Below are 24253 nucleotides of genomic sequence, written 5' to 3'. Positions count from 1 at the left end.
TGAAAGATGTCAAAAGTAAAAATCATTGCTGATGCAATCAAAAATATACCATGGGAAGATAAACCGAGCGGTTATCACGCACCGGTATGGCGTCATAGCCAAAATCCAATCATTGACCGTAATCCGGCGAAAGGTATTTCACGTATTTTTAATAGTGCCGTTGTGAGCTACGGCGAAACATTTATTGGTGTCTTTCGTGCCGAAACAATTGATGGCCGCCCTCATCTCCATTTAGGTTACAGTGATGATGCACTAAGTTGGTCAATTGAAGAAGTGGGAATTGACTTTGTTGATGAAACAGGCAAGGCATTCCAGCCGAACTATGCCTATGATCCGCGATTGTTAAAGATCGAGGATACTTACTACATTATTTGGTGCACAGACTTCTATGGCGCGTCGATTGGTGTGGCAAAAACGACAGACTTTAAGACGTTTGTTCGTTTAGAAAATCCGTTTTTACCGTTTAACCGTAACGGTGTGTTGTTCCCGCGTAAAATTAATGGCAATTATGTTATGCTCTCACGTCCGAGCGATAGTGGCCATACGCCATTTGGTGATATTTTCTTAAGTGAATCACCTGATTTGGTTTACTGGGGTAAACATCGTCATGTGATGAGTAAAGGTGGCTATGGTTGGTGGCAAAACGTTAAAATTGGTGGTGGACCGGCACCGATTGAAACGTCAGAAGGTTGGTTAATGTTTTATCATGGGGTTACCGGCACATGTAATGGGTTTGTTTACTCAATGGGTGCAGTTCTTCTTGATTTAGACAATCCATCAATTGTGAAGTACCGTTCCAAAAACTTTGTCCTCACACCAGAAGAGAGCTACGAAACCACTGGCTTTGTTGACAATGTTATTTTCCCGTGTGCAACACTGCATGATGGCGAGACCGGTAAAATTGCGATTTATTATGGCGCAGCGGATACACGCGTAGGTTTAGCGTATACAACGGTAGATGAAATCGTAAACTATGTTAAAGCGACATCAGAAACAGTCGCAGACGATGCGACGGTTGGTCGGATGTAAGAACAATAGATGAAAAAGCTAAGGTGGGGGCTAATCCTTAACCTTAGCTTTTTAAAATACATTTTAAAGGGGTAAAGCAATGGTTGATTACATTAAAGGATTCACGTTTGGCTGGGATGCTGAACGTGGTGATTTTCTGACAGAAAAAGCTAAATGGAGTTTGGTGCAAATGAAAGAGCGAACCGGGAGCGACACAGTGATTTTCGCTTTGAGTGCACAACAAAAAACGGCGCAAGCAACAGTTGTCGATTACACCGGCCTCCACATGGTAAGCGATGAGGAACTGATTATGATGATTCAGTTTGCGCAATCGTTAGGATTGCGTGTTATTTTAAAGCCGACGGTTAATTGTCAAGATGGTACGTGGCGCGCACATATTAACTTTTTTGATGTTGATGTTGTTTGTGAACCAAAATGGTCAGATTGGTTTCATAGCTACACCGCCTATCAAGTCCACTATGCTAAAATCGCAGAAGAAACACAGTGTGACATGCTTATTGTTGGTTGTGAGATGGTTCAGTCTGAGCGCCGCGCTGATGAATGGCGGGCGGTTATTGCAGCGGTGAAAGAGTATTATCAAGGGCTTGTGTCCTATAATACGGATAAATATCAAGAAGATCATACCCCGTTTTGGGATGCGGTCGACGTTATCTCCTCGAGTGGCTATTATCCAATTGGGGATTGGGAAAGACAATTGGATCGAATTGAAGCGGTTGTGAAGCGTTTTAATAAACCATTCTTTTTTGCAGAAGCGGGTTGTCCCTCGCGGGAGGGGTCTGGTCAGATTCCGAATGACTGGGGCCATATCGGTACGGTTGATTTGGCAGAGCAAAGTGCTTTTTATCAAGAGATGTTCAATGCAGTGAAGTCACGCCCTTTTGTTCGTGGCTTTGGGCTTTGGGATTGGGACGCTTGTTTATATGAAAAAGATTCTGCAGCAACTAATGATGGCTACGGGGTCTACAATAAACCGGCAGAAAAAATAATTCATAACTTTTATCAAACGATGACGTGCGTTGGACCCAATGAATCACTATAGATATTTCGGCCAGTCAGGATTAAAAACATCGCCCTTAACTTTAGGTTTATATCGAAACTTTGAAGCGCATGTTAGCGATGCATTTAAAACACGCATGTTAGAAATGGCTGTGAATCATGGAGTCACGCATTTTGATTTGGCTAATAATTACGGTGAACCGAATGGCAGCGCGGAACTCGCAGTAGGACGCGCGCTAAAACAAGTGTTGAGAGGAAAGCGCGATCAGCTATTAATTGCCACCAAAGCAGGTTACCCAATGGGGCCGGGCCCATATGGGAAAGGTGGGTCAAAGAAACATTTGACTGCAAGTCTCGATCAAAGCCTGAAGCGGCTAGGCACAGATTATGTTGATGTTTATTATCACCATACCCCAGATGCTGAGACGGCGGTTGAGGAAACGGCTCATGCTTTAGATGCCCTTGTCCAACAAGGGAAGACGCTATATATCGGCTTATCTAACTACAATGCATCAGAAGTGCAGACCATCATGCCTTATTTTAAGGCGTTAAAAACGCCGGTTGTTGCCCATCAACTGAACTACTCATTATTACTGAGAGACGCAGAAACGAACCTGTTTGATCAAATTGAAAAAGAGGGTCTAGGGGCGGTTGTTTATCAACCGTTGTACCAAGGGATTTTAACGGAAAAATATTTACATGGCATTCCTGCTGCCTCACGAATGAGTCAGCGGGTAGACTCATTAAAACATGATCAACTGACGGCTGAACGGCTAGATTTAGTAGAAAAGTTGCGAGTGATGGCTGTTGCGCGGTCACAATCTGTGGCTCAATTGGCCTTAGCCTTTGTATTGAGGCTTGACGTTGTCGCAACGGCGGTTATTGGTGTGTCGAGTGAAGCGCAACTGCTGGAAAACATAGCAACCTTAAACAATTTGACTTTTTCTGTAGAAGAGCTATGTGACTTAGAAGCAATATTTAAACCATAGAAAACCTTAGAAAGAGGATGATGACAAATGCATATTGATTTACCTATCGAGGCGTTAAAACAGTATAAAGGAAAAAATCCAAAGCCGGCAGATTTTGATATGTTTTGGGAAGACGCACTCGCGGCATTGGACGCAGTGTCACTCAGCTATCAATTAGAAGCGGTTGACCTTGGTTTAAGACAGGCTGAAGCTTACTATTTATCGTTTACTGGTGTCGGAGGTGCAAAAATCTATGTAAAGTGGGTAAAGCCTTTGAAAGAAACTGCAACCGGTCAAGCGGTCGTTATGTTTCATGGCTATAGTGTGGATAGTGGCGACTGGATCGATAAGCTTGCGTATGCAGCCGAGGGCATTCATGTATTTGCACTTGACTGTCGGGGGCAAGGAGGAAGAAGTGAAGACTTAACAGCAACAACGGGACCAACCTTACGCGGTCATATCATTCGTGGTCTGCACGAAGAAGATCCGCATAAGCTCTATTATCGCTCTGTTTTCTTGGATGCGGTGCAACTGATTCGAATTATTGGCCAAATGGAGGGGATTGATGAGCAACAAATCGGTACCTATGGTCAAAGTCAAGGGGGTGCGCTGGCGCTAGCGGCTGCTGCACTCGTGCCAGAAATTAATCAAACCTTTTGTGTCTATCCCTTTCTCAGTGATTACCAACGTGCTTGGGAAATGGATGTATCAAATTCTGCATACGAGGAGATTGCTTATTACTTTAGAAACTTTGATCCAATGCACAAGCGCGAAAGAGAAATTTTTACGAGATTAGGTTACATTGATCTGCAACATTTGGCACCGCGAATTAAAGCGGAAGTAATCATGTTGACCGGAATGAGAGATGTGATTTGTCCACCTTCTACTCAATATGCGGTCTATAATAAGTTAACCACAAGGAAGACGCACCACTTATATCATGAGTATGGCCATGAATTTCTTCCGCATCATGCCGACGATGCCCTGATGTTTTTCAAAGGGCGATAACATCTCTAACCATCTTTTAATAACTGCGCACAAACAAACAGGTCATGCCCGATTGGCATGACCTGTTTGTTTACACATGTTTTAAGGGGGTTGCCGGAGGAGTTAGACCGGCATATATAAACCAAATAAAAGGGGGTTAAGCATCTTCTGTTATGACAAAGAGTCGTGATTGATAATCGCCAGGCTGCTCGCGCCCCCAAAATTCATGAGCGCGACCGGTGAAGTCTTCTGCTAAAATGATACCGATTTGCATCAGTTCATCGCCGTAATAATGTTTATTAAGTGGGGCGATATGGTAACGCATATCAGGGTCAAGACCAGTCAACTTCAAACGTTTGTAACTATCGTTTGGACGTTGGAGCGTTTTATAATAGCCAACAATGGCTTGGTTCTTCTCTTTGTTTGTGACCATCCAGGCAGTCTCATTGCCTTCGAAAGGACTTAATAAACGATGAAACGTTCCGGTACGGATTAACGACCGATAGGTCTTGAAGAAGCTGGTTTGAGCTTTGATCGTCTGTTTATCTTCGTGATTGATTGTAGTCACATCAAGTTCATAACCGAACGTTCCAAAGTAGGCAACGTCTGCACGTGTATTGAGTGATGTATTTCGACCAACTTGATGGTTAGGGATGGCTGAAATATGGCTACCGATACTAGAGAGTGGGTAGCACATTGATGTGCCGTATTGAATCTTTAAGCGCTCGACAGCGTCTGTGTTATCGCTGGTCCATGTTTGCGGTGCGTAATACAACATGCCAGGGTCAAATCGAGCCCCACCACCAGCACAAGATTCAAATAGAATTTCCGGATATTTCGCGATTAATCGTTCATAGAGCGCATATACACCCAGGATATAGCGGTGATAGACTTCTCCTTGTTCATCGTGGGCAAGTTTTTGTGAAAAAGCTTCAGTAATGTAGCGGTTCATGTCCCATTTAATGTAACTTATTTGACTGTCTTTTAACACGTCGTCCATCAGCATGAATACATGCTCAACCACTTCGGGTTGGGAAAAATCAAGAACAAACTGATTTCTGCCATGTGAAGGTTCACGATCGGGTGTTGCGATAATCCAGTCGGGGTGTTCGTTAAATAGTTGCGTCTGTTTAGAAACCATTTCTGGTTCAAACCATAACCCGAACTGCAAGCCAAGGGCAGTGATTTTTTCTGAGAGACCTTTAATGCCGTTTGGTAATTTGTCCTTGTTTTCAAACCAATCACCGAGAGAACTACTATCGTCATGCCGTTCCCCAAACCAACCATCATCAAGAACAAAAAGTTCAATGCCAAGATCTTTTGCTTCTTCTGCAATTGAGAGGATTTTAGCTTCATTAAAATCAAAATAAGTCGCTTCCCAGTTATTAATCAGTATCGGCCGCGTTCTGTCACGCCAATAGCCCCGAGCTAAACGCTCACGGTATAAATCGTGATACGTTTGACTCATTTTAGATAACCCTTCATCCGTATAGACCATAACAACCTCAGGTGTCGTAAAAGATGCATCGGGTTTTAATTTCCAGCTAAATTGAAATGGATTGATCCCCATGGTGACGCGAGCGACATCGTAGGTATCGACCTCAACTTGGGCAAGGAAATTCCCACTATAAACGAGGCTAAACCCGAAAACCTCTCCACTTTGTTCGGTCGTGTGAGGACGCTTCAAAGCGATAAACGGGTTATGGACGTGGCTGCTCGCACCACGCGTACTTGAAATTGCCTGAATGCCTTTTCTTAAAGGGTTCATGTCAACATGCGCTTCTCGCGCCCAAGCACCATTTAATTGCAAGAGCTGGTAATCATCATCAGGTAAATCGATACTGGCGCTCAGCGCTGTATCAAGGTGAACTGGTGATGCGGAGCGATTTGTAAACGTCACATGACGCGTAATCACAGGACGATCGCGATAAATTGTATAGGATAACGCAAGCTCTATATCAATGGTGTCATCGTGAAGATAAATGACTAACGTTTCAGCTTCTGCCGCTGTTTCAGTGTAAGTATGTGGTAACCCGTCCAAAGCGGGCTTTCCTGGATTTACTTCATAGCCAATGTAACGAAAGTTGGTTACGTGGGAACCATTTGCTTGTTTAATCGAATAGGCAGGGTAACGAAAATCGGTGGTGCCGAAACTAGGATATTCTTGCTTAATGTGTTCAAAGCTTGAGGTGTGATCACCTTCGAAGCGGTTACAAGACGGACGGATTTCTCGTTCGATGAGATGGCTAACATCGTCTCTAGCGGTCACCTTTTTCCCGTAATATAAATGCTCGAGTTGAGCACTTTTCTCTAACACACGGAAGATATAGCTGACATAGTTATTGGATAAATGGAAAGAAAGACTTGCATCATTGATGTTGATTGTCATATAATCACCTCATAAAGTTAATTAAGTTATCGATAAGCTATTATTAATTGGATTTTATCATAGTTTGAATGAAAACGCTATAGATATAGCTGAAATGTTATTAAACGTCAGAAGTTGTCGTTATTTTACTAGAAAAGTGAGCGAATAAATCGCTTGTGAATCAGCATGATTAATCAGCGTGTGATACCAAATATTATCTTTGTTTAATTAACTAACTAAGAAAAATAGAAAAGGGGTTAACTGAAATGATACGAGAAATATTGCAAGATTGGTTGTTTAAGGATAAAGAATCAGAAACGTGGTTAGCAGCAGACGTACCTGGTTCTGTTCAGACGGACTTATATAAACAAGGAAAGATTAAAGATCCATTCTATGGTGACAACGAACGTGACTTACAGTGGATAGACAAGAAAGATTGGCAGTATGAAACGCAATTTCAATTAACTAATCAACAATTAAGGAGTCAGTGTCAATTGGTTTTCCATGGTCTTGATACTTACACGACTATCTATTTGAACAATCAGTTATTACTTGAAACTGACAATATGTTTAGAACGTATACCGTTGACATCAATGCTTTAGCAAAAACGGGGAATAATCATTTGTGTCTTGAATTTCGCTCACCAATTAAAGAAGATTTACCGAAACTAACTGCACTTGGCTATCAATTGCCAGCAGCGAATGACGATTCGGAGATGGGGGAAATCGGCGATAAAAAGCTAAGTGTATTTGCGCGGAAAGCCCCTTATCACTATGGATGGGACTGGGGACCGCGTTTTGTCACTTCTGGTATTTATCAACCGGTTGAGTTACTTATCTTTAATGATGCACGTCTTACCGATGTAGCTGTTGATCAGCGCAAGGTTGAGGCAAGTGAAGCTGTTGTATCAGCCCAGTTCGAAGCAGATATTCGTGTGGCTGGCCAGTACAAATTTACAGTTAAAACAGAAGGTATTGAAGCAACAAAAACCGTTTCTTTACCAGTGGGTAAGCACCGGGTGGCGCTAGCTGTCACAATCAATCAACCGAAGCGCTGGTATTCGCATGACTTAGGGGACCCGCATCGTTATGCCTTTGATTTTTACCTAGAAGAAAATGATCGCATGTTGGACCATGTCACGAAGAAAATTGGCCTGCGTAAGGTGAAACTTATACAAACACCGGATTCATTTGGGAAAAGCTTTTACATTGAGCTAAATGATTTACCTGTTTTTATTAAAGGTGCGAATCACATCCCTAACGATAGCTTTATCAACGAAGTGACAGATGATAAATACCGAAAGGAAATTAAGGATGCCTTGTTTGCAAATATGAATATGTTACGCGTGTGGGGTGGAGGTGTCTATGAAGCGGACATTTTTTACGATTTATGTGACGCGGCCGGTATCATGGTCTGGCAAGATTTTATGTTTGCTTGCAGCATGTACCCCGGCGATGATGCCTTTTTGAATAATGTTGCATCTGAAGCAGAAGATCAGTTAAAGAGGCTGCGGCACCACCCGTCGATTGTTTTATGGTGTGGGAATAATGAAATAGATAGTGCTTGGGCACATTATGATGAAAATGGAGGGTGGGGGTGGAAACAAGCCTTCACAGCGGGACAACGTGAACAAATATGGAACGACTACCTTACGATTTTTCATGGCATCCTAAAAGAAAAAACAGCTGAACTGGTCCCGCGCGAACCTTACTGGCCTTCCTCACCGATGCGTGAAGTGACGAATAATGAAGCACAACACGCTCTTAAAGCAACGGGGGCGGGAGATGTACATTACTGGGACGTGTGGCATGGCAAACAGCCTTTTGAAGCCTATCGTGACCATGTTGGTCGTTTTATGAGTGAGTATGGTTTTCAATCGTTTCCAGAAAAAGCGACGGTCGATCAATTCTTAACAGAAAAAGATTACCAAATTGACAGTGACTATATGCTGCACCATCAGAAAAATGGAGATGGCAACCATTTGATTGAAACCTATCTGTCGATGTATTTACCGAAACCAAAGGATTTTCCGAGTTTTTTATATTTAAGTCAAGTCCTTCAGGCTGATGCAATGAAAATGGCAATTGAAGCGCACCGTGAACGGATGCCGTATTGTATGGGAACCTTGTATTGGCAAATCAATGATTGTTGGCCTGTGGCCTCGTGGTCAAGTGTGGACTATTACGGACGTTATAAAGCACTTCATTATCAAGTGAAGCGGAGTTATCAAGAGCTTTTACTTACCGCGCATGAAGCGGACGGAACCATTGAGGTTCATGGCATCAATGATCGACAAAAAACCGTCCATGCGAATCTAACGTATCAACTTATGTCATTTTCAGGTGAAGTGGTCGTGGGAAAAAGTGAAGACGTCAACCTTTTGCCACAGTCAAGCACATCTTTAATAAAGCTAAAACGGGCGGATCTTTTAAGCAAGCTCGACCCCGAGCGACATGTATTAGCACTGACACTTAAAAGTAACACAGAGACCCTTGCTGAACAGCGCCATTTATTTACTCGAACAAAAGACCTCGCGATCAAACAAGGTGAGGTCACACTTAAACAATCGTCAGAGGGACACTTCTTTATTAAATCGAATGTTTATCAGCGTGCTTTGTACTTAATGACAGATGTCGCAGGGCACTTCTCGGACAACTTTTTTGATTTGCTACCCAATGAAGAGAAGATGATTACGTTCCATGCGGACGATCCTTCGTCAAACCCGACGATAACGATTAAACAAATGGCTGAGATGATCGAATAGTGCACTAAAACAAACATTTAGCCACGCAGGCTAGGTGTTTGTTTGTCGTGAAGAAAGGCGGGGATATGCTAAACTATAGAAAAACAACAAGGGGATGAATGAAATGCTTATTATTGAACGTTTTACGGAAGCGGATATCGATACACTACTTGCTTTTTTAAAAGAACAGTCACGCGAGCAATTGTTCAACTGGGCAGGGACAACATTTACACCGCCGGTAACGCGGCAACAAGTGCTTGCTTATCTTAACGAGGGGAAGTCCAAAAGGTTACCCGTAAATCATTACATCGTTAAAGCGGAGAAAACGGGAGAAGCAGTTGGTCATTTTCAATTGGCAGAAATAGATGCCGTCAATAAATCAGTATTTCTTAACCGTGTTTATATTCACGAGCCTGAGCAGGGAAAAGGCTACGGTGCGGCATTATTAGCAGAGGTGAAACGCTTAGTCTTGCGCGATTGGGGCTATCATCGTTTGGCTCTGTACGTTTTATCGACCAATACGCGTGCGCTGAGCCTCTACCGACAAGCTGGTTTTGTCGAAGAAGGCTGTCTTAGGGATGCGCGTCTATTCAATGGCGAGTATGTCAGTTTAGTACAGCTGAGTCTACTCGATAGTGATTGAGCTGTGTTTACCTAGGTAAGGTTCGTGGTATATTTTTTTAAAAGGTAAGAATAGAGGTGAGCGCTGTGTCGCCAGAAATGATTGGTTTTAGTTTCATTGTGTTAGGTTTCTTTTTAATCATTGGTCGCATTTTACGCCTGAAAATAAAGCGATTACGGGATTTATTTTTGCCTAGTTCGATTATTGCTGGCTTTATTGCGCTTTTAGTAGGTCCAGAAGGGTTAGGAAGAATGCTACGTCTGACGCTAGGAGAAGAAACATTCTTACGTGAGGGCGTACTTACATCTGAGATTGTTGAGGTATGGTCAACGCTCCCTGGCTTGTTTATCAATGTTATTTTTGCCAGTCTCTTTCTCGGTAAAGTTGTCCCGGGGTTAAAGAAAATTTGGCTTATCGCTGGTCCACAGGTGATGATGGGACAAACGGTTTCGTTTGGTCAGTACGTGTTAGGACTGTTATTAAGCATCTTTATTTTAACGCCATTGTTCGGGTTGAGTCCGTTAGCGGGAGGGTTAATCGAGATTAGTTTTGTCGGTGGGCATGGTACGGCAGCCGGTTTATCCGACACATTTGACGCACTTGGATTTAGCGAAGGGCGAGATTTGGCGTTAGGTCTTGCTACAATAGGAATTGTGTCCGGTGTATTGATTGGTATTGCGTTAATCAATTGGGGACAGCGAAAAGGGCATTTGAAGTTTATAGATGAAGCGATAGCTTTAACAGATGATGAAAAAGAGGCATTGTCAAATTTTGATACCCGTGAACAGAAGAAAGTGAGGCACTCTGATTCGCTCGAACCGCTCGCTTATCACTTTGCGATTGTCGGGGTTTCCATTTTGATAGGCTACTTCTTTCAACAACTGTTGATTCGCCTAGAGGCGAATACGTGGGGCGTCTGGTACGATATTCATTTGTTTGAATTTGTGCCGTTATTTCCGCTGGCGATGATGGGTGGAATGGTCGTTCAAGTAGTATTAACGAAGATGAATCGTGATGAATATATTGATCGGCGTTTGATCAATCGTATTTCGGGTTTTAGTTTAGATGTTTTAATCGTTGCAGCACTGGCAACGATTGAACTGACAGTTATCGGTGCCTATTTCTTACCCTTTCTCGCTTTAGCACTAACCGCAATTATTTGGAACGTTTTTGCCTTCTTAGTGATTGCTCCGCGCATGATTCCACATTTTTGGTTTGAACGGGGGATTGGTGATTTAGGCCAAGCGATGGGTATGACAGCGACGGGGCTCTTGTTGATTAAAATCGCAGATCCTAAACAGCAGTCACCAGCGATAGAGGGGTTCGGTTACAAACAATTACTCTTTGAACCGCTGGTCGGCGGGGGTTTATTTACTGCAGCGTCCTTGCCGTTGATTAACCAGTTTGGCGCGGTACCGATGTTGGTTGTGTCAATCCTTTTGTTCGCAGTCTTTCTTCTAACTGGCTTATTTTATTTTGGTAAGAAATAAAGAAAAAAGGTAACGAAGAAATTAAGCATGTCTTCGTTACCTTTAAGCGGTCATTCTTTGTTTAAATATAGACGAGAAAACGCTCACTTCAAACAGCTCGTAGGAGCGTTAAGTGGTGGTTTGTTCAAGGATGAGGGATTGAATGCTTTCGAGTAAGGCTTGTTTTGTATGGACAGTTTTTGTCGCAGCAACATCGATCCGTTCAGGCTCACGCATGCGATGATTGAACCAGATGACGTTCCAATGAGCGCGCGTCGCACCGACAACATCATTAATAAAAGCATCACCAACGTACCATGTTTCACTAGGGTTAAGCTTCATATCCTTTTCGATATAGTCAAAAATCGCTCGATCCGGTTTCTGCATGCCTAGTGCACCTGAAATATAGTGATGCTCTCTTGGGATGTAAGCATCAACACCCAGTTGGTTAATCTTCATTTCTTGATGTTGAGCGTTGCCATTCGTCAAGATAGCTAATGGGATGCCATGCTTAGTTAGTGTTTCCAAAGCGAGACGTACCTCATCAATTAATGTGATACGTTGTTGATAATTTAAATAGGCAGCTTGAAATTTAAGCGCTTGTTGGACTGACAAATCAATTTCAACTTTTTTACACGCCTCAGTAATGCGATAAATGTGCAAGGCTTCAGTTGTGATTTCTCCGGCTTGCTCCTGTTCGAAGACGTCATCACTAAACTTTCTACTCCATAAATAAAGCGTGTAGATCTCCTCATCTGTGAAGTTCGGGTTAATCACCTCGCATATGGCTTTATTAAATGGCTCTAATTGGTCATACAATGTATCGTCCACATCAAAAATAACGGTCAGCATAACTATCTATTCCTTCTTTCATCGTGTAATGTTTTTTGCATTTTTCTCTTATCTATCCTATCATAATAAAGGTATGTGCAAAAGCACACAAAGGTGCGAATAGTACAAATTTTGAGAAAACTCCCTTGATATACCCCGTCATGTTTGGTAAAATGAGTCGAGTAGACTCACAAAAAACTGAAACAGATGTTTTTTAACACAGGTTTAAAATAAGGGGTGCCTTATTTTATATAAAGTAAAGATGGCAGAAAAAAATAAAAAACAAGGTGTGGTTAAAATTATGAATCCAGTTTATAACTTTTCAGCAGGACCATCGACATTACCGAAAAGTGTACTAAAAAAAGCAGAAGCGGAGCTATCTAATTACAAAGGCTCTGGCATGTCAGTCATGGAATTGAGTCACCGAGGCAAATTATTTATGGATATTATTCAAGACGCAGAGAAAACATTACGCGAATTAATGAATATTCCGGATGATTATTCCGTGATGTTTTTACAAGGTGGGGCATCGACGCAATTCGCGATGGTACCTATGAACTTAATGGTGAACAATAAAAAAGCAGATTATGTGGTTACCGGCTCATGGGCTCAAAAAGCATATGAAGAAGCTAAAAAATTCGGTACACCGCGTGTGATTGCCAATTCGCATGGCGCAGATTTATCTCATATTCCTAAAGTTACACGGGACATGATTGACCCTGAAGCGGATTACGTGCATATTACAACAAATAATACAATCGAAGGTACGGCCTTCTATGACTTACCAGACACAGGTGACATTCCGATTGTAGCGGATATGTCTTCAAATATTTTATCTGAACAAATTGATGTAACGAATTATGGTTTGATTTACGCTGGGGCGCAAAAAAATATCGGACCAGCGGGAATGACAGTTGTTATTATTCGTAAAGATTTAATTGGACAAGCGGATAGCTCTGTACCGTCTATGTTAGATTATGCGGTACACCAGAAGGCGAAAGGGATTTACAACACGCCACCAACCTTCTCAATTTATATGGCGAAATTAGTGTTCGATTGGTTGAAAGAAGATATTGGTGGTTTAGAAAATATGGCGAAAATTAATGAAGATAAGGCAAATCTTCTATATGAAACCATTGATCATTCAATTTTGTTTGAAGCATCAATCAAGGACCGTGATCGTTCTTGGATGAACGTTCCTTTCTTATCTAAAACGGGCGACGAAGAACTTGAGAAGAAATTCTTAAAGGAAGCAGAAGCGCGCGGGCTAGTTACCTTAAAAGGTCACCGTTCTGTCGGCGGTATGCGTGCAAGTATTTATAACGCAATGCCAGTTGAAGGTGTACAAGCACTGGTTGACTTTATTAAAGAATTTGATCAAAAAAATAGCTAGTAATGCATTATTCATGGAACCACATGCGCGTTTTGCGCATGTGGTTTTTTTGATTTAGATCACGCTGCTTGGAATCATTCACTTAACTTGTTCGTTTAAGTGTTGACATTTATGAAAACGCTTTATAAAATGTAAGTACAAGTTAATGTGTGTAATGAAAAAGGAGTGGTGAGATGAAGAAGAAAAAACAAGGCATAATTGCGGGTGTTGTACTCGTTGGTATAATTATTGCGGCTGTACTAATTGGAATAAATCGTGATGAACCGGCAGAAAACAAGGAAGGTGATGCAACACGTGGAGCAAATGAAGAAACAGTCGTTTGGTCTTCAGAATTATCTGCCCCCCATTTTGATGAGGTGTCCGTACATGATCCGTCGATTATAAAAACAGATGATCAATTTTACGTTTTTGGCACGCATATTGAAGCGGCAAAATCAGATGATTTGATCAGTTGGGAACGCTTTACAAATGGCTATCAAACGCCTGACAACGTGTTATATGATGACTTATCGAATAACCTTGCGGAGTCTTTTCTGTGGGCAGGTGAAGACGATGCAGATTCCTCGGGTGGATTTTCTGTATGGGCGCCTGATATTTTTTGGAACCCGGATTACCAACATGAAGATGGCACAACCGGCGCATACATGATGCATTATAGTGTTTCTTCAACGTATATTCGTTCTGCAATTGGTTTCGCGGTTGCGAAAGACATTGAAGGCCCTTATCAGTATGTGGATACACTCGTCTATTCCGGCTTCACAGAAGATGAACAGTACGATGAAGCGAGTGATGTTAATAAACAGTGGCGTCAAACCCATATTGATGAGTTGATTGAAGAGGGAACGTTGACGGCAGTAAATGACGATTGGTTTAATGGGGATGGCTCCTATAATAACCGGGATTATCCGAACGCGATTGATGCCAATCTATTCTTTAGTGCGGACGGACGCTTGTATATGAGTTATGGTTCATGGTCAGGAGGAATTTTCCTCTTAGAACTTGATAAAACAACGGGTGCCGTGATCTATCCTAGTTCAGACGGTGAAACTGAAGATGGCCGGATGATTGATTCATATTTTGGGACAAAGCTATCTGGCGGTTACTATGAGTCAGGAGAAGGTCCTTATATTGAATATAACGCAGAGACAGCTTTCTATTATCTCTATGTCACATATGGTTGGCTCGAAGCAGACGGGGCATACCATATGCGTCAATTCCGCTCAGCGTCACCGGAGGGTCCTTATGTTGACGCAGCAGGTAAACCGGCAGTACTACCTGCTAATACATCGAACAGTCAATTTGGCAACAAATTAATGGGGAACTTTATGTTTAAACGCACGTTAGGTGAACCAGGTTTGGGACCAGGGCAAGGTTACATGTCGCCAGGTCATAACTCGGTGTACACTGACCCGGATACAGGTGCACAATTTTTAGCCTTTCATAGTCGTTTTCCCAATCAAGGTGAAGGCCATCAACTCAGGATCCATCAGATGTTTATGAACCAGGATGGCTGGCCGGTTGTTGCCCCGAAACGTTATGCAGGAGAAGCATTGATTGACGATTTTACAGTTGAGGAAATAGCCGGAAGTTATAAGTACATCAATCATGGGAAAGATAATGCCACGGCAATAAAGGAAAGCAAGCCACTAACCCTTCACAGTGATGGCACGCTCTCTGGTGCGGTTGAAGGGACTTGGAAACATGAGGGGGCTGATGCGACGTTAACGATTAATGATATTGACTATCAAGGTGTTTTTGTGGAAGTGTGGGATGAACAAAGTAAGCGAGGTGTTATGTCATTTACTGCGTTGTCAGACCAAGGGGTATCGATTTGGGGGGTGCAATCCCTTTCTTCTGACCTTGCTTCGCATGAGATAGTTGAGGAAATCGTTAAAGGCTTATCGATTGGAAACCCGAATCATGTTACTCGCGACTTAGACCTTGTAACGGAAGCGTTTGACGGTGCGACAATCGATTGGGTAACAAGTGATGAGACCATCATCGATCAAACGGGAAAGGTCGACCGTCCAAATGGAAAGGATGGCGTGGTCACATTAACGGCGACAATTACTCACGACCAAGAAACAATGACAAAACAATTCGAAGTGACTGTACGTGGTCAGGAATCAGCACAATTGGTTAGCTATTTGCCGTTTGATGGTGATTTAATTGATCAAGAGGATGATAGCCACACGGTAACGACCACAGGTGATAAAATTGATCATACCGGTGGAGAAATTACATTTGATCAAGGGCTTAAAAATCAAGCCGCTTATTTTGATGGAACATCTGGCTTAAGATTAAAAGATGGGATTATTGATCAAGCAGCCTATACGGTGTCAATGTTTATCAAACCTGAACAATTCACACAACATACTTCTGCATTTTTCGCTGCAACAACACCAGAACAATGGATCAGTGTGGTCCCTTATGGGCATACAGAACAGACAATGGTCTGGTCTGGAAGTGAAACCTGGTTTGATGCTTCGGCAATGCGCCGAATTAAAGAAAATGAATGGCATCACTTAGGTGTGGTTGTAGAAGGTGAGGGTTTAACCTTCTACATAAATGGTGAGGAGGTATTCCAAGGTGACGGTTTAGCTGTTGACTTATCAAGTGGTGCGAGTTACTTTGGTCTCGGTGTAAATCACTGGGATCCACCGTTTAATGGCTGGATTGATGAAGTGAGATTATATCAAGGCGCGCTTTCAGGGGAAGAGATTGCGCAGCTAGCCGAATGACAAGACAGAAAAAATGCGCAAGGCCCATCAAGGGCGTTGCGCATTTTAGTCATTTGAATGTAATCGTTTTGTTGATGAGCGATGTTTGATAGCGTAAGGTACAATCACGCGCTTGGCAGGTTCATCTTTTGATTGAAGCTGTTCAATTAAACATTTAGCGCCCTGGATGCCAAGTTTGTAGATTTGAATATCGACCGTTGTCAGTGGCGGTCGCGTAATCTCGGACAAGTAAAGGTTATTGAAACTGGTAATCGAAATATCATCGGGACATTCGAGACCAAACTCTTCTAACATATTGATAACCCCCAAGCTCATCATATCATCTGTGAGCACCATCGCTGTCGGTGGATGGTTTAATGTTAAGAGCTGTTCAACTGCTTTTTTACCACTGGAGCGGCTAAATTCATCATGAATGATATAGTCCTCGTTATAAGGGATACCAGCATCTTTTAATGCTTGTTCATACCCAAGCTCGCGGTCTTTAGTTACAACAAGATCGGTCGTTCCACCGATAAAGGCGATAGCGGTGTGGCCGAAGTCGATTAAATGGTTGGTAACGTCTTTAGATGCAGAGACATTATCGTTATCGACATAAGTGATGCTGCTTTCGTTTTCATAGGGCTTACCTACAACCACGAAAGGGAATTTTTCCTCAACGAGAAAGTCCATAATTGCATCGTTCATTCGTGAATAAAGCAGGATAATCCCATCCACCCGGTGGCCATACACCATCCGCTTTACTTCTTCGTATAACTGTTGATCATTGCCCCCGGTGGAGACGTATAACGAATACTCTGTTTCATGCGCCACTGTACCAACCCCGCGAAGAACTTCTGGAAAGAAGGGGTTTTGTAGGGCGGTTTCTGCGGAAGATGGCATAATGACGCCAATCGCTTTAGAGGAACGTACCGCTAAATTACGGGCGTTAACATTAGGATGATAACCAAGCTCTTTCATCGCTTTTCTTACGCGTTTTTTTGTATCCGTACTTATTCTCGGGCTATCAGCGATGACACGCGAGACCGTTGATGGTGCAACATTTGCTTTTTTGGCGACGTCTTTAATTGTAACGGCCATTATTATCGCATCCTTTTCTGTGATGATTGAAGCGCTCACATATTTCTTAACGCTAAATACATCGCTGTATTTTAGTCAATGCAGCGTAACGTGAAACGATTTAGCGGTAAAAAATAGGTTCATGCAACCGTTTGATAAAAAACATGAAAGCGCGTAACCATATTATAAAGCAAGACTAAGCATTTTTAAATACTTTTATAAAGATTTTACAAAAAGCGTGCAAACGCTTGACCATTAAAATGTAAGCGTTTATATTTAAAGATGAACATTTTTACTGTAAATGATTCGATAGGTCGGAAGTTGAGCAACGCAAAATGCAACCGGTTGCTTAAAAATACAAAAAGGATAGGTGAATATGATGCAAAAAGAAATGATTTTCCATCGCCCCATTAATGAATACGCTTATGGATATGATCGTGATACATTACATATCATGCTGCAAGTGAAACACGATGATGTCGAAGCGGTGGAATTAATTTTTGGTGATCCGTATAATTTCACAGAAAAAACGTGGAACTATGAAGTAAAGCCAATGATGAAAACAGGAGAAACAACGACGGTGGATTACTTTAAAGTAGCTGTCGAACCGCCAAATCACCGAATGCGGTACGGTTTCAGAGTGACAGGGGTAAACGGTGAGGTCATCTTTTATCTCGAACGCGGTATCTTCACTGAGCCATCGACAGAAATAGGTGATTACTTCTGCGTCCCTTATTTACATGCAGTTGATAATTTCAATGCACCGGACTGGGTGAAAGATACGGTTTGGTATCAGATCTTTCCCGAACGATTTAGAAATGGCGATGACACCATAACCCCTGCTCAGGCCAAGGATTGGGGTGAAGGTGTCATTACGCCAAGAAGTTTTTATGGTGGGGATTTGCAAGGTGTGCTAGATGGCTTAGATTACTTAGTAGATTTAGGAATTACTGGCCTATACTTCACGCCGATTTTTAAAGCGAAGAGCAATCATAAATATGACACAACCGACTACTTTGAAATCGATCCACACTTTGGTGATAAAGAAACGTTTAAAAAACTTGTTGATACGTGTCATGCCCGGGGGATTCGTGTCATGCTTGATGCGGTCTTTAATCATAGTGGTTATGAGTTTGCGCCGTTTCAAGATGTGCTCACGCATCAACAAGACTCTAAATACAAAGATTGGTTCCATATTCATGCGTTTCCAATTGTCGAAACGCCACGCCCAAATTATGAAACGTTTGGGTTTGTTAGTCGGATGCCAAAATTAAACACGACTAACAAAGAGGTCGAAGATTATTTACTACGTGTGAGTCGTTACTGGATTGAAGCATTTGATATCGATGGTTGGCGATTGGATGTCGCTAACGAAGTAGATCATCGTTTCTGGCGTCGATTTAGAGAAGAAGTTAAAGCGGTCAAACCTGATGTGTATATTTTAGGAGAAATTTGGCACGATTCGATGAAATGGTTACAAGGGGATCAGTTTGATGCGGTGATGAATTATCCACTTGTGGATAGTTTGTTAGATTTCTTAGTCACGCAGGAGATAGATAAACGAGGGTTTATTGACCGATTAACGCAATTGTTGCATATGTATCCACAAAATGTGACCGAACATCTTTTTAACATGTTAGCAAGTCATGATACAGCTCGATTGATTACACAAGCAGGTGATAACCGAGCGATTGCAAAACTGATGTACTTATTCCAATTCTCATATCCAGGGTCGCCATGTATTTATTACGGGGATGAAATTGGTATGGTCGGTGGTGAAGAGCCGGCTTCACGCGCATGTATGGTTTGGGAGGAAGAAGAACAAGACACAGCACTACGCAATTACTTAAAGACGCTTATTCAGCTCCGGAAAACGGAAGCGGGCTTTAGTAGTCAGTCAAACTTCTCGTTTGTTGAGAACGACTCGGCGCTCCTTATTTACCAAAAGGATGCCAGTCATGCAATCTACACCTTTATGATTAATCCGACAGCTCAATCTTTACCGTTAGAAGATACACCAGCAGGAGAAACGCTCCTATCAACGGCCTCAGGTGATGCGTTAGCTGGATTTGGCTATCATGTTGTTAAAACCACTAAGTAGTTAACTGGACATTTTCATGAAAATGAATAGAAAAAAACAAACAGTCTGCTCTTCGATAGAGGGGCTGTTTGTTTTTATAGAAAGAGACGATAAACGACATATAGAACGGCTAGAATGATGAGTAATAGGCAACTACGGATATCGATAATCGGGATTTGTTTCATATGAATCTCGCTCCTTTATGGGATTTATCATAGTATAACACATAATTCCGATTAATTTAATATGAATTAGATAAAAAAATAAAAAAATCACGTATGCCAGAAGCACACGTGATTTTTAATGTAACATTAACGATTCAGTTGCTTATTTAAGTGTGAGCAAGTCTTGCTTAAATGACCCCTTGTGCGACCATTGCATCAGCAACTTTTAAGAAACCGGCAATGTTAGCACCGACAACTAAGTTGCCTGGTTCGCCATATTTTTCAGCAGCTTCGATGCTGTTTTTATAAATGTCTTTCATAATCTCATGAAGTTTTCCGTCAACTTCTTCGAATGACCAAGCAATACGTGATGAGTTTTGAGCCATTTCAAGTGCTGAAACAGCTACACCACCAGCGTTTACTGCTTTAGCTGGTCCGAAGAGAACGTTATGTTGGTGGAACAATTCAATCGCTTCAAGGGTAGAAGGCATGTTAGCACCTTCTGCGACGGCTTGAACACCATTATCAATCAATGTTTTTGCGCTATGCTGATCTAACTCATTTTGAGTTGCGCAAGGCAAGGCGATATCACATTTTACGTTCCAAATGTTTTTGAAATCATCATGGTATTCTGCATTCGGATGTTCATTTACATATTCTTTAATACGTTTACGTTCAACTTCTTTAAGACGTTTTACCGTATCTAAGTTAATGCCATCTTTATCGTAGACATAGCCATTAGAGTCAGAACATGCAACGACTTTAGCTCCTAATTCATGCGCTTTTTCAATCGCATAAATCGATACGTTACCTGAACCTGAAACGACAACAGTTTTGCCTTTCAAGCTATCATCTTTACCTTTTAGCATTTCTTCCATGAAATAAACAGTACCGTAACCTGTTGCTTCCGTACGTGCTAAACTACCACCGAATCCAAGTTGCTTACCAGTTAGGACACCCGCTTCATAACCGCCACGCATTTTTTTGTATTGGCCGAATAAGAAACCAATTTCACGGGCACCGACGCCAATATCCCCTGCAGGTACGTCAGTATCTGGTCCGATATGTTTAGAAAGCTCACTCATGAAGCTTTGACAGAAGCGCATCACTTCGTTGTCTGATTTACCTTTTGGCTCAAAGTCAGATCCACCTTTACCGCCACCAATAGGTTGGCCAGTTAAAGAGTTTTTGAAGATTTGTTCAAAGCCTAGGAATTTAACAATGCTTGCGTTGACAGATGGGTGGAAACGAAGACCACCTTTATAAGGGCCAATCGCACTGTTAAATTGAACGCGGAAACCACGGTTAACTTGTACCTTACCTTCATCGTCTACCCATGGAACACGGAATGAAATAATACGTTCTGGCTCAATCATACGCTCTAAAATAGCGTGATCGATATATTTCGGTTCTTTCTCAAAGACCGGAACAAGTGAATCTAAGATTTCTTTTACCGCTTGTTGAAATTCTGCTTCACCTGGGTTACGTTTTTTTACTGTTTCAAATACGTCGTTCACATAATTTAATGCAACATCTTTTGACATGTAAATAATTCCTCCTATTATAAATTTAATAAATTGACTGATAATTTTGAACTTGGTCCACTTTTTATTCTAAAGCTTTTCTGAACACTAAACAATACGTATCTATCATCAGAACGATCTCTAATTGAGATAGGTGGTCAAAAAATATGTCTAATTTTGATGTGGATTTCAAATTATTAGTCACCGCTAATCTTTTTCCCGTATTCTGATCAATTTATGCGTGTTTTTTCATCTTTTTTAAAGATAAACGACAATGCAGCGATCAGGTTGAATAGAAGGCGTTTCCTTGTGGATAGGAGAAGTGAAGGGTTTAATTTGTGAAAAATTAAGGAATGATGAGGATAAGATGTGTATAAATATCGGGAAGTGAAATAAGGATGTAACATGGGGGTGCCTAGCGATGGCGGACTATTTATGGTTTACAAAAGATATTGAGGAAGTGCGTGAAGAATTAGACACAGATCTAAACAATGGGTTAAGTGAAGCGAAAGTAAATCAAAAGCTGACAAAGCATGGTGAAAATAAGTTGCCAGATGAAGCAAAAACATCGGCGTGGAAGAAGTTTCTTTTGCACTTTAATGATGTGTTGATTTATATTCTGTTAGCAGCAGCGATCATTACCTTAGTGCTCGGTCACTATATTGACACGATTGTCATTGTGCTTGTCGCTGTTATCAATGCATTAATCGGTTATATTCAAGAGTCGAAAGCAGAAAAAGCTTTAGATGGTATCCAAAAGATGTTGTCGTTGAAGGCGACGGTTATTAGAGATGGCGACCGACATGAAGTGAATGCGGAAGCACTCGTACCTGGTGACATTGTCATGCTTAAAGCGGGTGATAAAATCCCAGCGGATTTACGTTTAATAGAAGCAGATCGTTTTAAGGTAGAAGAATCTGCATTAACGGGTGAATCAACCGCTGTGAAAAAAGATACGGCGTCCTTGCCGGAAGACACTGCACTTGGTGATCGTTTAAACTTAACATTTTCAGGGACATCAGTCGCTTCAGGTTCTGCCAAAGGCATTGTGGTTGAAACAGGAGAGAGTACTGAACTCGGCAAGATTAATAGCTCGATGCAAACCGTCAAAGAAATTAAAACACCACTGTTAAAACAAACGGATCACTTCGGGAAAATGATTGCCATTGTTATTGTGGTGCTGGCGGTAGTCTTATTTGTTTTCGGTTTAGTTTTTCATAATTATCCGTGGGGCGAATTGTTGTTATCGGTGATTGGCTTGATGGTTGCAGCGATTCCGGAAGGACTGCCAGCAATCCTATCAATTATTTTAGCGATTGGTGTCCAAACCATGGCGGATGAAAAAGCAATTATGCGTACCTTACCATCGGTGGAAACGCTAGGCGCAGTATCAGTCATCTGTTCAGATAAAACAGGAACCTTAACGAAAAATGAGATGACAGTACAAGCGGTGGTAACGGATAATCAAACCATCGAAGTAACAGGAACGGGGTATCAACCAAAAGGTGATTTATGTGATCGCGGTGAGCCAGTCGAAGTAGAAAAAGGTAGTACGCTCCATCAGTTTTTAACAGCGGTGAAGACGGTAAATGCCTCAGACATTCGGTCAGATGATGGTCAATGGCAAGTCTTTGGTGAACCGACGGAAGGCTGTTTGATAACCCTTGCTGAAAAAGCGAAGACAACGATTGAACGTTTACAGATGATCGATAAAATTCCGTTTGACTCAGATTATAAGTACATGGCTGGTCTTGTTGAGGAGGACGGACAAAAGAAAATCTATCTTAAAGGTGCGCCAGATCGACTCTTTGATATGGCGGGACTTCAGGAGGGATCAGATGAGCGCTTGTATTGGGAAAACAAAATGCGCAAACGCACAAAGCACGGCGAACGCGTGATTGCAGCGGCAGTAAAAAACGTAGCGGCTAGCGCCTCGGCGATTGATCATCAGGATGTGAGTGAAGGGATAACATTACTTGGTTTGGCGGGTATTCTCGACCCACCACGTGAAGAGGCAATTGAAGCGGTCAAGTTATGTAAGCGAGCGGGTATTCGGGTTAAGATGATTACCGGTGATCATAAAGAAACAGCGTTAGCAATTGCTAGGGAAATGAAGATTACCGATCGAGAAGAAGTGATTGAAGGCCGTGCCCTCGATGACATGTCAGATGAGGAAAGACGGGAAGTTGTCGAACGTGTCGATGTCTTTGCCAGAACGAGCCCGATGAATAAATTGCAGCTTGTTGAAGCTTTACAAGCGAATGGTCACATTAGTGCCATGACTGGTGACGGGGTTAATGATGCGCCTGCACTGAAGCGTGCGGATATTGGGGTAGCAATGGGGATTAAAGGAACAGAAGTCGCAAAAGAAGCTTCTGAAATGGTTCTTGTTGATGATAACTTTTCAACCATTGTTAACGCTGTTCGAGAGGGGCGGCGTGTGTATGATAACTTAAAGAAAACCATTCTATTTATCCTTCCAACTAACGGTGCCGAAGCGTTTCTAGTATTGGCTGCCCTATTAATTGGCCTGCAAATGCCACTCACACCGGTGCAAATACTCTATGTTAATATGGTCACAGCTGTAACGGTTGCTTTGGCCCTTGCATTTGAGCCACTAGAAAAAGGAACCATGGAGAAACCACCACGAAAATCAAATGAACAATTGTTGAGTCCCTATTATATGTTCCGCATCTTATTTGTATCCATACTAATCGGTGGTTCAATTATGTTAATGAATCAGACCTTACTTGACAGCTATGCAGAGGCTCATGTGAATACCATCACTTTACATGCATTAGTGTTTGCTCAACTCTTTCATATGTTTAATGTGAGAAATGAGCGTCATTTTAGTTTAAATAAAGACTTCTTTAAAAATAAAGCAGCTTTTCTTGTTTCACTAATCTTATTGATCGTTCAGTTCTTAGTTACTTACCTTCCCTTTCTACAGACAGCGCTAGGGCTTTACCCGATTGAATTATCTCACTGGATTTTCCCAGTGGGAATTGGTCTAATGGTCTTTGTTGTGGTGGAAATTGAAAAGTTTATGACGCATCGACTATTTAAGCGAAAGTAAAGAGGTATTGATGTCAAGGTTCAAGGAGGAAAGCCCTCTCTGAAGGTACAGTAGATGCTGTTTAGTTTTCAAATTATGGCTTTTAATTGTCGGAAGGGATTGATTTGTTGAGATAGCAACAGGTATTGTTTCTCAGATTGGATATATTTCAGGTATTAGGTATAAAATGTCACGATATCGGGACAATTTATCAAAGATTAGGTATA

15 protein-coding genes are annotated in these 24253 nt (G+C 41.9%); 11 read left to right on the top strand and 4 right to left on the bottom strand.

Annotated elements, in window-relative coordinates; translation table 11 throughout:
• The first annotated feature begins 6 nt into the window (after nt 1-6).
• The 4 genes from DES38_RS04165 (at nt 7) to DES38_RS04150 (ending at nt 4001) form a co-directional block, all read left to right on the top strand.
• On the top strand, nt 7-1029 hold the full coding sequence (locus DES38_RS04165) for a glycoside hydrolase family 130 protein (RefSeq protein ID WP_110250834.1): 1023 nt from the start codon (nt 7-9) through the stop codon (nt 1027-1029).
• Between the two features lie 79 nt (nt 1030-1108).
• Entirely contained in the window at nt 1109-2068 is a 960-nt protein-coding gene (locus tag DES38_RS04160) for a glycoside hydrolase family 113 (RefSeq protein ID WP_110250833.1), read from the top strand.
• Nucleotides 2055-3014 (top strand): aldo/keto reductase, encoded by a 960-nt coding sequence (locus tag DES38_RS04155; RefSeq protein WP_110250832.1) that lies wholly within the window; start codon nt 2055-2057, stop codon nt 3012-3014. Before DES38_RS04160 ends, DES38_RS04155 begins: the two co-directional genes overlap by 14 nt.
• A 27-nt stretch (nt 3015-3041) precedes the next feature.
• The gene (locus DES38_RS04150; RefSeq protein ID WP_110250831.1) at nt 3042-4001 is read left to right on the top strand and encodes an alpha/beta fold hydrolase; all 960 of its coding nucleotides are present in this window, start codon (nt 3042-3044) and stop codon (nt 3999-4001) included.
• A 136-nt stretch (nt 4002-4137) separates the two neighbouring features.
• On the opposite strand, the gene DES38_RS04145 is transcribed toward DES38_RS04150, so the two are convergent.
• Nucleotides 4138-6369: an alpha-galactosidase gene (locus DES38_RS04145; protein ID WP_110250830.1), complete on the bottom strand. Its 2232-nt coding sequence runs from the start codon at nt 6367-6369 to the stop codon at nt 4138-4140.
• A 245-nt stretch (nt 6370-6614) separates the two neighbouring features.
• Between DES38_RS04145 and DES38_RS04140 the strand changes: the two genes are divergently transcribed.
• From DES38_RS04140 to DES38_RS04130, 3 genes are all read left to right on the top strand, one after another.
• The gene (locus DES38_RS04140; RefSeq protein WP_110250829.1) at nt 6615-9113 is read left to right on the top strand and encodes a beta-mannosidase; all 2499 of its coding nucleotides are present in this window, start codon (nt 6615-6617) and stop codon (nt 9111-9113) included.
• Nucleotides 9114-9216: 103 nt separating this feature from the next.
• Nucleotides 9217-9735, top strand: coding sequence for a GNAT family N-acetyltransferase (locus DES38_RS04135; protein ID WP_170114325.1), 519 nt, complete (start codon nt 9217-9219; stop codon nt 9733-9735).
• 65 nt (nt 9736-9800) lie between these two features.
• Nucleotides 9801-11204, top strand: coding sequence for a sodium/glutamate symporter (locus DES38_RS04130; protein ID WP_110250827.1), 1404 nt, complete (start codon nt 9801-9803; stop codon nt 11202-11204).
• Between the two features lie 108 nt (nt 11205-11312).
• Here the strand turns inward: DES38_RS04130 and DES38_RS04125 are convergent, their stop codons facing one another.
• Nucleotides 11313-12035 (bottom strand): HAD family hydrolase, encoded by a 723-nt coding sequence (locus DES38_RS04125; protein WP_110250826.1) that lies wholly within the window; start codon nt 12033-12035, stop codon nt 11313-11315.
• 280 nt (nt 12036-12315) lie between these two features.
• Here DES38_RS04125 and serC point away from each other — a divergent pair, with 280 nt between their 5' ends.
• Together serC and DES38_RS04115 are read left to right on the top strand one after the other, a co-directional pair.
• A complete protein-coding gene (gene serC, locus DES38_RS04120) occupies nt 12316-13407 on the top strand; it encodes a 3-phosphoserine/phosphohydroxythreonine transaminase (protein WP_110250878.1) in 1092 nt (363 codons plus the stop codon).
• A gap of 173 nt (nt 13408-13580) precedes the next feature.
• On the top strand, nt 13581-16148 hold the full coding sequence (locus DES38_RS04115; protein WP_110250825.1) for a lipocalin-like domain-containing protein: 2568 nt from the start codon (nt 13581-13583) through the stop codon (nt 16146-16148).
• A 45-nt stretch (nt 16149-16193) separates the two neighbouring features.
• Here the strand turns inward: DES38_RS04115 and DES38_RS04110 are convergent, their stop codons facing one another.
• A complete protein-coding gene (locus tag DES38_RS04110; protein ID WP_110250824.1) occupies nt 16194-17225 on the bottom strand; it encodes a LacI family DNA-binding transcriptional regulator in 1032 nt (343 codons plus the stop codon).
• A gap of 355 nt (nt 17226-17580) precedes the next feature.
• Here DES38_RS04110 and DES38_RS04105 point away from each other — a divergent pair, with 355 nt between their 5' ends.
• Complete coding sequence (locus tag DES38_RS04105; RefSeq protein WP_245881955.1) at nt 17581-19305, top strand: glycoside hydrolase family 13 protein; 1725 nt, start codon at nt 17581-17583, stop codon at nt 19303-19305.
• Nucleotides 19306-19636: 331 nt separating this feature from the next.
• Here the strand turns inward: DES38_RS04105 and gdhA are convergent, their stop codons facing one another.
• Nucleotides 19637-20992 (bottom strand): NADP-specific glutamate dehydrogenase, encoded by a 1356-nt coding sequence (gdhA, locus tag DES38_RS04100; RefSeq protein ID WP_110250823.1) that lies wholly within the window; start codon nt 20990-20992, stop codon nt 19637-19639.
• Nucleotides 20993-21392: 400 nt separating this feature from the next.
• On the opposite strand from gdhA, the gene DES38_RS04095 reads away from it, so the two are divergent.
• Nucleotides 21393-24047 carry an HAD-IC family P-type ATPase gene (locus DES38_RS04095; RefSeq protein WP_110250822.1) on the top strand — a complete coding sequence of 885 codons (2655 nt, stop codon included), beginning with the start codon at nt 21393-21395 and terminating at the stop codon, nt 24045-24047.
• Nucleotides 24048-24253 lie beyond the last annotated feature (206 nt).

The organism is Streptohalobacillus salinus (genome assembly GCF_003201605.1).
Classification (GTDB): domain Bacteria; phylum Bacillota; class Bacilli; order Bacillales; family Amphibacillaceae; genus Streptohalobacillus; species Streptohalobacillus salinus.
Note: the sequence above shows the minus strand (reverse complement) of the source record. Positions and strands in the feature narration are given on the sequence as shown.

Bases quoted from the DNA above. Each gene is read 5' to 3' on its own strand.
- DES38_RS04165 (WP_110250834.1), top strand. From the start codon at position 7: ATGTCAAAAGTAAAAATCATTGCTGATGCAATCAAAAATATACCATGG.
- DES38_RS04160 (WP_110250833.1), top strand. From the start codon at position 1,109: ATGGTTGATTACATTAAAGGATTCACGTTTGGCTGGGATGCTGAACGT.
- DES38_RS04155 (WP_110250832.1), top strand. From the start codon at position 2,055: ATGAATCACTATAGATATTTCGGCCAGTCAGGATTAAAAACATCGCCC.
- DES38_RS04150 (WP_110250831.1), top strand. From the start codon at position 3,042: ATGCATATTGATTTACCTATCGAGGCGTTAAAACAGTATAAAGGAAAA.
- DES38_RS04145 (WP_110250830.1), bottom strand. From the start codon at position 6,369: ATGACAATCAACATCAATGATGCAAGTCTTTCTTTCCATTTATCCAAT.
- DES38_RS04140 (WP_110250829.1), top strand. From the start codon at position 6,615: ATGATACGAGAAATATTGCAAGATTGGTTGTTTAAGGATAAAGAATCA.
- DES38_RS04135 (WP_170114325.1), top strand. From the start codon at position 9,217: ATGCTTATTATTGAACGTTTTACGGAAGCGGATATCGATACACTACTT.
- DES38_RS04125 (WP_110250826.1), bottom strand. From the start codon at position 12,035: ATGCTGACCGTTATTTTTGATGTGGACGATACATTGTATGACCAATTA.
- serC (WP_110250878.1), top strand. From the start codon at position 12,316: ATGAATCCAGTTTATAACTTTTCAGCAGGACCATCGACATTACCGAAA.
- DES38_RS04115 (WP_110250825.1), top strand. From the start codon at position 13,581: ATGAAGAAGAAAAAACAAGGCATAATTGCGGGTGTTGTACTCGTTGGT.
- DES38_RS04110 (WP_110250824.1), bottom strand. From the start codon at position 17,225: ATGGCCGTTACAATTAAAGACGTCGCCAAAAAAGCAAATGTTGCACCA.
- DES38_RS04105 (WP_245881955.1), top strand. From the start codon at position 17,581: ATGATGCAAAAAGAAATGATTTTCCATCGCCCCATTAATGAATACGCT.
- gdhA (WP_110250823.1), bottom strand. From the start codon at position 20,992: ATGTCAAAAGATGTTGCATTAAATTATGTGAACGACGTATTTGAAACA.
- DES38_RS04095 (WP_110250822.1), top strand. From the start codon at position 21,393: ATGGCGGACTATTTATGGTTTACAAAAGATATTGAGGAAGTGCGTGAA.